7 protein-coding genes and 1 pseudogene are annotated in these 8,503 nt (G+C 59.8%); all 8 read left to right on the forward strand.

What is annotated here, in order from left to right; all coding sequences use genetic code 11:
* Positions 1 to 73: 73 nt before the first annotated feature.
* Positions 74 to 1,414, forward strand: coding sequence for an ABC transporter substrate-binding protein (locus IE038_RS16625; protein WP_163933909.1), 1,341 nt, complete (start codon positions 74 to 76; stop codon positions 1,412 to 1,414).
* Positions 1,415 to 1,481: 67 nt separating this feature from the next.
* Positions 1,482 to 2,258: an ABC transporter ATP-binding protein gene (locus IE038_RS16630; protein ID WP_163933891.1), complete on the forward strand. Its 777-nt coding sequence runs from the start codon at positions 1,482 to 1,484 to the stop codon at positions 2,256 to 2,258.
* A 270-nt stretch (positions 2,259 to 2,528) separates the two neighbouring features.
* Positions 2,529 to 3,794, forward strand: coding sequence for a pyocin-S2/colicin E7-DNase domain-containing protein (locus tag IE038_RS16635; protein WP_163933894.1), 1,266 nt, complete (start codon positions 2,529 to 2,531; stop codon positions 3,792 to 3,794).
* Positions 3,784 to 4,038 carry a bacteriocin immunity protein gene (locus IE038_RS16640; RefSeq protein ID WP_163933896.1) on the forward strand — a complete coding sequence of 85 codons (255 nt, stop codon included), beginning with the start codon at positions 3,784 to 3,786 and terminating at the stop codon, positions 4,036 to 4,038. Before IE038_RS16635 ends, IE038_RS16640 begins: the two co-directional genes overlap by 11 nt.
* 253 nt (positions 4,039 to 4,291) lie before the next feature.
* A pseudogene (locus tag IE038_RS16645) lies at positions 4,292 to 4,456 on the forward strand (ABC transporter ATP-binding protein); the annotation flags it as partial.
* Between the two features lie 287 nt (positions 4,457 to 4,743).
* Complete coding sequence (locus IE038_RS16650) at positions 4,744 to 6,096, forward strand: OprD family porin (protein WP_163933899.1); 1,353 nt, start codon at positions 4,744 to 4,746, stop codon at positions 6,094 to 6,096.
* Between the two features lie 48 nt (positions 6,097 to 6,144).
* Complete coding sequence (locus IE038_RS16655; protein WP_189395959.1) at positions 6,145 to 7,377, forward strand: SfnB family sulfur acquisition oxidoreductase; 1,233 nt, start codon at positions 6,145 to 6,147, stop codon at positions 7,375 to 7,377.
* A 10-nt stretch (positions 7,378 to 7,387) separates the two neighbouring features.
* Positions 7,388 to 7,747, forward strand: a complete 360-nt coding sequence (locus IE038_RS16660) for a hypothetical protein (RefSeq protein ID WP_163933902.1) — start codon at positions 7,388 to 7,390, stop codon at positions 7,745 to 7,747.
* Positions 7,748 to 8,503 lie beyond the last annotated feature (756 nt).

The raw sequence follows: 8,503 nt of genomic DNA on the forward strand, positions 1-8,503 counted from the left end.
CCTCATGAACGCATCTGCCTGCGGCACCCCTGGGGTGGCCGCATGGCGAAAGGACGAGAGAGAACCCATGACCTTGAATGCAACCCTCAAACACAGCGCCACCGCGCTCGCCTTGGCGCTAGGCCTGTACTCGGCATTGCCTCAACCGGCATTGGCAGCGGCCACCGAACAGTTTTTTCCGCTGGCGACCTATCGCGTCGGTGCCTATGCCTCCAGTGGTATTCCGGTTTGGGCCGGGATGATTGACTACCTGCGTTACATCAATGAGGTGGAAGGCGGCATCAATGGCGTCAAGTTGGTGTGGCAGGAATGCGAGACCGAATGGACGGCCGAGAAGGGCATCGAGTGCTACGAGCGCTTCAAGCATGGCCTTGAGGGTGCCCCGGTGGCGGTCTATCAGCCCAACGGAGCGCCCGCCGCCTACGCGCTGGGCGACAAGGCTGCCGCTGACCGGATACCGCTGATCACACTTGGCTATGGCCGCACCGAGGCCACTGACGGCAGTGTCTTTCCGTACAACTTCCCGGCCATGTTGACCTTCTACAGCGAGGCCTCGGCATTCATCAATTACGTGGCCGAGCGCGAAGGTGGCCTGGACAAGCTGAAGGGCAAGAAGATTGCCACCGTCTATCACGATTCGGCCTACGGTCGCGAAACCCAGGCGCCCCTGCGACTGCTGGCGGAAAAATATGGCTTCGAGAACATCCAGATTCCGGTGGCCGATCCGGGGAACGAGCAGGCTTCACAGTGGCGTCAGGTGCGCCAGCTCAAGCCGGATTGGGTATTCCTGCGTACCTGGGGGGTGTCCACACCTGTGGCGATCAAGACTGCGGCGCGCTTCGGTTATCCGGTCGACCACATCATTGGCGACATTTGGGCCAGCTCGAATGAGGACGTGCTGCCAGCCGGTGAAATGGGCAAAGGCTACCTGGCGTTGACGCCTTACCCGGGCGGCGCCAGTTTCGATATTCACCAGCGCATCAAGCAGCACATCCTCGATCAGGGAAAAAGCGACCTCAAGGACCCTAAGAGTTTTGGCAGCGTGTACTACAACTCCGGCCTGGTGAATGCGGCCATCGCGGTAGAGGCGATACGCGCCGGGCAGAAAAAATTCGGCAACCGCCCCCTCAACGGCGAAGAAGGTCGCTGGGGCCTGGAGCACCTGAACCTCGACGATGCACGCCTCAAGGAAATCGGGTTCCTGGGCCTGATGCAGCCACTCAAACTGTCGTGTGATGACCACGAAGGCGGCGGCGCAGCCAAGGTGCAGCAGTGGGACGGTAAGCAGTGGAACCTGATCACCGACTGGGTTCAGGCCGACCGCCAGACCTTGCGCCCGCTGATCGACGCCAAGTCTGCCGAGTACGCCAAAGAAAAAGGTGTTCAAGCACGCAAATGCGCGGTTGAGCAGTAAGTGATGCCTGCCCTGCGTGCCGCGATCCTGAACGGTGCGCCCGGAACTTAGTAGAAGGTGCGTAGAGATGAATACAATAACCCGTCCTGTTGTCGAGCCTGCCGAACTGCTCGCCGTCGAGGACATCGAAGTGGTCTATGACGGTGCCATCCTCGCGGTTGTCGGGGTTTCCCTGCGGATCGAGGAGGGCGGTATTGTCGCGCTGCTGGGGGCCAACGGTGCAGGTAAAAGCACCACGCTCAAGGCCATCTCCGGGTTGGTCCAGGCCGACCGAGCGCGGGTTACCCGGGGCCAGATCCGCTTTCGTGGGCAGGACACCGCAGGGGTGGCTGCCAACGTGCTGGCCCGCCAGGGCATTGTTCATGTGCTGGAGGGGCGTCATGTGTTTGCCCACCTCACCATCGAGGAAAACCTGCGCAGCGGCGGCTTCTTGCGGAACCCCTCACGGCGAGAACTCGAGCAGGACCTGGAGCGGATCTACGCGTGGTTTCCACGGTTGAAGACCAAGCGCAAGACCCAGGCTGGCCTGACCTCAGGCGGCGAACAGCAGATGCTGGCCATCGGGCGTGCGCTGATGACCCGGCCCTCTCTTGTGTTGCTTGATGAGCCGTCCATGGGCCTGGCCCCGATCATCGTTGAGGAAATTTTCGATATCGTTGCCCAGCTCAATGCTCAGGAAGGCGTGAGTTTTCTGGTCGCCGAGCAGAACATCAATGTCGCGCTGCGTCATGCCAGCTATGCCTACATTCTGGAGAACGGCCGGGTGGTGGGTGAGGGCGCCGCCAGTGAGTTGGCCGCCCGCGAAGACATCCAGCATTTCTACCTCGGTGGCAAGGCCGACTGAGGCCCGCCAGGCACGCGTTTTTCCCCTCTCCCGATGGACGCCTGTGCGTCCATCGGTGCGGTTTCCTACCGTATCCTGCACCTGATCGCTCCTTTTCCAGCCTATACACAATCGCACTCGCGCAAACTTCCGCACATGACCAGGTGCGCGGAAATTCAAAACTACGAATGGTTCTACGAATAAAACTTTAAGTTACTGAGCAAAATTGACCAACATCCGTTTTGAACGACAAGCTCCCCGGCTCTACATGATGCGATACCAGGACTTGTCATGAACAAGGATAAGAAGAAAAACCCTTTTGACGACGAATGGAGTCGGAGACTTCCGAACGGTGGTGCCTCATGGGCCGCGTTTAATCCACCCCGAGAGCCAGAGCCGGTCGTCTACCTTAAAGAAGATGAGTGGCCACGCCCCAAGGAACGTACAGACCTGGTCTTTGCTAAGTCCTGCGTACCTGAAAACTGGAGCTGCACTAAGCCCGGTACTGCCACCGTCCCCGCCTCAGACTTTGGCAAGATCATGCTGGTCGCGCCCATGCTTGTCCCCTCGTCAATCGAAGCGCTTAAACTCGCGGTAGGCTTCGACGCAGTGCTGGGGCGCATCGCTGGTAGCGGCCTACTGCAACAGGGTTTCAGGTGGGCCTTGCGTGGCAACCCTACAGGGGTGTTCATTGCGGGAATGCTCCCCACCCAGATGGGCGACGGGACACTGTACAAAGACGATGATCTGCGCCAACTGAGCCGTGCACCCACCCGTGTACGCTTTCAGTTCCGTCGTGATGCCGAAGGCGTAATGCAGGTCTATGGCATTCATACCGGCCCGTCCGGCGATGATTCCGTGCGCACAGTCCAGGTCAAATGGAATGCCAGCAAAACCGTATTGGAAGCGGACCTGAACGGCATCACCATTTTGTGGACTCCCAGAGGACCGCTAGCCCTCCCGCCTTTGGTCCACCCTGAGCAGCGCAACGGCGATCCCGTCATTCTGGTTCATCCCATACCGGAAAACACAGACTCCCAGATTGAGGGCTATCCGGCTGGGGACGACATCGAAACCGACGACTGTATTCTGGTTTTTCCAGCGGGAACGGGCCTTAACTCGCTGTACATCGTGTTTTCAAAGGCTGGCCCACGCTACGGCCCCGGCACTGTGACTGGTATAGGGGAGGACGTATCGGGCATCTGGCTTGCTGGCGCTGGAACGGGTCTCGGCGCACCGATACCGACACGCATCGCGGACGCGCTCCGAGGGCGTGAGTTCTCCAGCTTTGATAAATTCAGAGAGGCGTTTTGGGAAGAGGTGGCGAACGATCCAACGCTGCTAAGTCAGTTCAAGCGCACGAACAAAAGTAAGCTGATGGATGGCAGGGCGCCTTTTGCCCCTATGTCGGATCACTACGGGGAAAAAGCGAAGTACGAGATACATCACATCGAGCATATCCAGCAGGGTGGTGCGGTTTATGATGTTGATAACCTAGCTGTAATGACTCCAAAGCGGCACGTAGAGATTCACAAGGAAAATAAAAATGGCTACTAAACAAAGTTTTTCGGATTACACAGAACAAGAGTTCATAGACCTGCTTGAGCGCATCATGGGGAATGATGAGAGCGAAGAGGAAGAAAGCAAGCTTGTGTTTCACTTCAATTCAATTTGCGGACATCCGAAGGGGTCCGATTTGATTTTTTATCCTGAGGACGACGCCGATGACTCGGCGGAAGGCGTAACCGAAACCATCAAAAAGTGGCGAGCGACCAACGGTCTGCCGGGTTTCAAGCGATAGCCTGACGGAAGCGCGGTTGATTGCGGCGGAGGCAAGTAGGACAACTCGCGCACCTGGTCACGCGAGCGAGCGCCGATCTGGACTACCCGGTCGGGGCGCTCAGTGCCTTGCACCTGGTCATGCGCGCACCAATGCCCATCCTGATAGCGCTAAATAGCGACTACCACTCCGCTTACTGGCGGGGTGGTCAGGGCGAATAAAAATGATTGGTCAGTGGCAATGCAATCAGGTGGTCAACTGAGATGCAATTCCGCACCTGCGCAGTGGCGGTTTTCTGCGTAACCCCTCCAGGCGTGAGCTGGAGCAGGACCTGGAGCGGATCTACGCGTGGTTTCCACGGTTGAAGACCAAGCGCAAGACCCAGGCGGGCCTGACCTCGGGCGGCGAACAGCAGATGCTGGCTATCGGGCGTGCGCTTGATTTTTCCTTTCCCAGCCTACACACACTCGGACCGTCCGACTGCGAATCCGCCTGCCGTGGATGGGCGCTCGACTGTGCCTGACGGCGTTCGGGCGCTGACCTTCGCGTGTGCTGTGTGGCACGCAACACTGATCGGTCAGTTTGCCCGTTGGTGAAATTCCTGATTCTGAGCTTTGCGTTCTAAGTTATTGATATATAAGAATTAATTAATTGGCATGGTTGTTGAAATAGTGGAGTAAACACCGCCTGTACAGGCGTTACATACGCAACCACTAGGACCTTGCCATGCGTTTTGGAAACAACCATCGAACAGCCCTTTCATTGACCCTCGCCCTGGCCAGCCCGGCCTTTGCCGCCAGCGAAGAAAGCGAAGGCTTCCTCGAGGGCACACAGGTGCATGTGCTCAACCGCAACTACTTCTTCAGCCAGGACTATCGCAACGGCGATTTCGCCCGCAACCCCAATACCGGCGAACGGCAGAGCCAGCACCGTGAATGGGGGCATGGTGTGATTGCCGACGTGCAATCCGGTTTCACTCAGGGCACGGTCGGCTTTGGCCTGGATGTGCAGGGCGTATTGGGCCTCAAGCTCGATGGCGGTAATGGTGTGGTCGGCAACGGTGTGGGGGTACCCGGCATCGTCTCCCGCTCTGGTGCCAACTTCGATGGCGAACCCAAGGACGAGTACAGCAAGGTCGGCGCGGCAGTGAAGGTGCGTGCCTTCGACACCGAAGTGCGCTACGGCGATGTGCGCCCAACCAGCCCGGTGCTCTATGCCAGCGATATTCGCCTGTTGCCCCAGACCTTGCGCGGCCTGGTGTTTCGTAACACCTCCGTGGAGGGCCTGACCCTGCAGGGTGGCAAGCTTGAGTCAAGCAGCGACCGTAACGCCAGCAACCACCGTGGTGACCTGGGCACGGTCTACGCGGGGCGCTTCAAGGGCGCCAACGATGTGATCTATCTGGGCGGTGACTATGTGTTCAACGACCAGTTGAGCTTCAAGTTGCACACCAGCCGACTTGACGATATCTGGAACCAGTCTTTCGCCCGCTTCGACTTCGTGCAGCCGATTAACGAGACCCTGAGCGTCAATACCGGGCTGAACTACTACCGCACCCGCGACAGTGGCAAGGCATTGGCCGGCAAGATCGACAACGACTCCTGGAGTGCACATGCCGGGCTGGGTTATGGCGCCCATGCCTTCAAGTTGAGCTACACGCGGATCGACGGTGATACGCCGTTCGACTATGTCTGGAACACCTACGACCTAGAGCTGGATGCCGCCTCCCAGATATCGGACTTCAACAACCCCAACGAACGTGCCTGGGAGGCGCGCTATGACTACAACTTCGTTGGCCTCGGTGTGCCGGGCCTCACCCTGACCACGCGTTACGTGCGCGGTACAGACATCGATGGCAGCCGTGCCGGGGGTGCCTACAGCTACTACAACGGCATCAAGGATGGCAGTCACTGGGAGCGCAACGTCTGGATCAAGTATGTGGTGCAGAGCGGGCCGGCCAAGGACCTGTCATTCAACCTGATGCAGGCCACGCACCGTGTCGGCGGCGACCACGTGGCGGAGTCCAACGTTGACGAAGTGCGTTTCATTGTCGAGTACCCGCTGGACTTTCGTTTGTAAGCCTGTGCTGTAGCCCTTTCTTACCTGTACCGCATGGAGTACTCACCTATGACCGATACACCGCATACCCGCCTGCCCGAGCAGGCCGTTTCAGCGCCTCGGCGCCCGGCTCATATCATTCGCAGTGATGCCGAAGCCATCGAGGTGGCCCAGCGCCTGGCGCAGGACTTTGCGCAAGAAGCCGTTGTGCGTGACCGCGAGCGCCGTCTGCCGTGGGCGGAGCTGGACCGTTTTTCCGAGAGCGGCCTGTGGGCCATTACCGTTCCCAAGGCCCATGGTGGGGCTGGCGTGTCCTACGCCACCCTGACCGAGGTCGTGGCAACCCTGTCAGCGGCGGACTCCTCCCTGGGGCAGTTGCCGCAGAATCACTACGGCGTCATCAACAACCTGCTGTTGACCGGTAGTGACGCCCAGCAACGTTACTACTTTGCCAAAGTGCTTGCCGGCTATCGCTTCGGTAATGCGTTTTCCGAGGCCAAGAGCAAAACCGTCACTGCATTTGAAACGCGCATTCGTTTTGAGGGTGATACCGCAGTGCTGGAGGGCGAGAAGTTCTATTGCACCGGCGCGCTGTTTGCCCACATTGTCCCGACGGCCGCTGTGGATGAGCAGAACCGGCCATTCATTGCGTTTGTGCCACGGGACGCTGAAGGGCTGAGCATTATCGATAACTGGGACGGCTTTGGGCAGCGCACCACGGCCAGTGGCAAGGCCTTGATCGACGGCGTGCGGGTGCCGCTCAGTGCCGTGATTCCGGCCTGGAAAGCCTACGACCAACCCACTGCAGATGGGCCGGTGTCGCAGATCATCCAGGCGGCGGTGGACACCGGTATTGCCCGAGGCGCGTTTGCCGAGACCCTGCGCGTGGCGCGAGAGGCGCGCCCGTGGGTCGACAGCGGTTTGCAGCACGGTTGGCAGGACCCACTGAGCCAGGCTGCGATCGGCGACCTGGCCTGGCGCCTGCACGCTGCCGAGGCGATCCTCCGGGCCTCCGCCCAGGCGGTGGACCTTGCGCTTGCTGAGCCCGGTGAAGCCAGTGTCGCCCATGCCTCGGTGGTTGTCGGCCAGGCCAAAGTCCTGTCTACCGAAATCGCCTTGTTGGCGTCGACCCGGCTGCTGGAGTTGGGGGGCACGCGCAGTGTGTCTGCCAGCCAGGGGCTGGACCGTTTCTGGCGTAACGCGCGTACGCATACCTTGCATGATCCGGTGCGCTGGAAATACCACCTGATCGGCAACCAGCGCCTGAACGGCGTCAACCCACAACGTCATTCCTGGAACTGAGGACTTGCTTATGTCTCACATTCATACACGGGCCGACCTGGTGTTCGCGCAAAAGGTTCAACGTGCGCTGGTCGAGCACTTGCAGGGGAGCCCGTTGAAGGACGACACCCTGACCATTGCAAGTATTGGTGACCTGGAGGTGCGTATTGCTGCCGCTGATGCGCTGCTGGGGCAGGCCGGGCGCTCGTCGGTCGAGGCCGCTGCTGCGCGCTTGGCTGCCGCAGAAGCGGCACAACGGGCGAGTGAACTGGAGGTCGAGCTGACCGGAAGGCAAACGCCGCGTCCGTCGGTTGAGGGCGATGTCGTGCCTTTGTCGCAACTGCGTCGTCGTTTGGGCGATCACTACCTCAATGGTGTGGCGCTGACCTGAGCGAAACACACCTGCCATCCCGAGGTGTCGGAATGGCAGGTGTGTCATCTCCGTTCTGCAACGAAACGGATATGCCTGCTTTCATCTGGGGCGATGCATGTTATTGGCTCTCACCTCGTGAGCATATCCATTCCCTGCGTCGGCACCACCGGCTGGTTTCGCCTTTTACGGCGACCCACTTTTGAAAGGGCGCAAAAGTGGGCAAAACGCCCTGTCCCGACATCCGGCCCTACGCTGCGCTTCGGGTGCCTTCCTTACGCCATCGCTCCCGTGTGGACGCGCCGACGGGCCATCCATGGCCCATCAGCACTTGCGAGGCATCCCTGCCTCGCACCCCACTACGCAATGACTCCACTCAGCCTCCTGAAGGGACGTCCTGCGGCGTCTGACATTCCGTGTACTGAAAAGCAGAGCACTCGCAGGCACTCGCGGCTTCGCTTGTCCGCGAAGGCGCTGGGCTTTTCGGCGTTGCTTTTTCATGCACTGAACCTCCAGGCGCTGCCAAATTGTCCCTTCAGGAGGTCGAACGCAGGCAGTGCGTAGCAGGGGGCCAGGCAGGGATGCCTGGCAAGGGCTGAGGGCCAGGAAGGCCCTTCAGCACGGTCCCGGCGGGAGCACTGCCGGAGTGAGAGGACCCGCAGCGCAGCGGAGGGCCGGATGTTGGGACGAGGGGTTTTGGTCACTTTTGCCCCGTGTATGGACTTGAGACATCGCTGACACATGTGCGGGGACATGGTGGACACATTATCGCTTACC

It is taken from the genome of Pseudomonas laurentiana, assembly GCF_014648275.1.
In the GTDB taxonomy this organism is placed as follows: Bacteria; Pseudomonadota; Gammaproteobacteria; order Pseudomonadales; family Pseudomonadaceae; genus Aquipseudomonas; species Aquipseudomonas laurentiana.

Coding starts and splice junctions, on each gene's coding strand:
- IE038_RS16630 (WP_163933891.1), top strand. CDS start 1,482: ATGAATACAATAACCCGTCCTGTTGTCGAGCCTGCCGAACTGCTCGCC.
- IE038_RS16655 (WP_189395959.1), top strand. CDS start 6,145: ATGACCGATACACCGCATACCCGCCTGCCCGAGCAGGCCGTTTCAGCG.
- IE038_RS16660 (WP_163933902.1), top strand. CDS start 7,388: ATGTCTCACATTCATACACGGGCCGACCTGGTGTTCGCGCAAAAGGTT.
- IE038_RS16635 (WP_163933894.1), top strand. CDS start 2,529: ATGAACAAGGATAAGAAGAAAAACCCTTTTGACGACGAATGGAGTCGG.
- IE038_RS16650 (WP_163933899.1), top strand. CDS start 4,744: ATGCGTTTTGGAAACAACCATCGAACAGCCCTTTCATTGACCCTCGCC.
- IE038_RS16640 (WP_163933896.1), top strand. CDS start 3,784: ATGGCTACTAAACAAAGTTTTTCGGATTACACAGAACAAGAGTTCATA.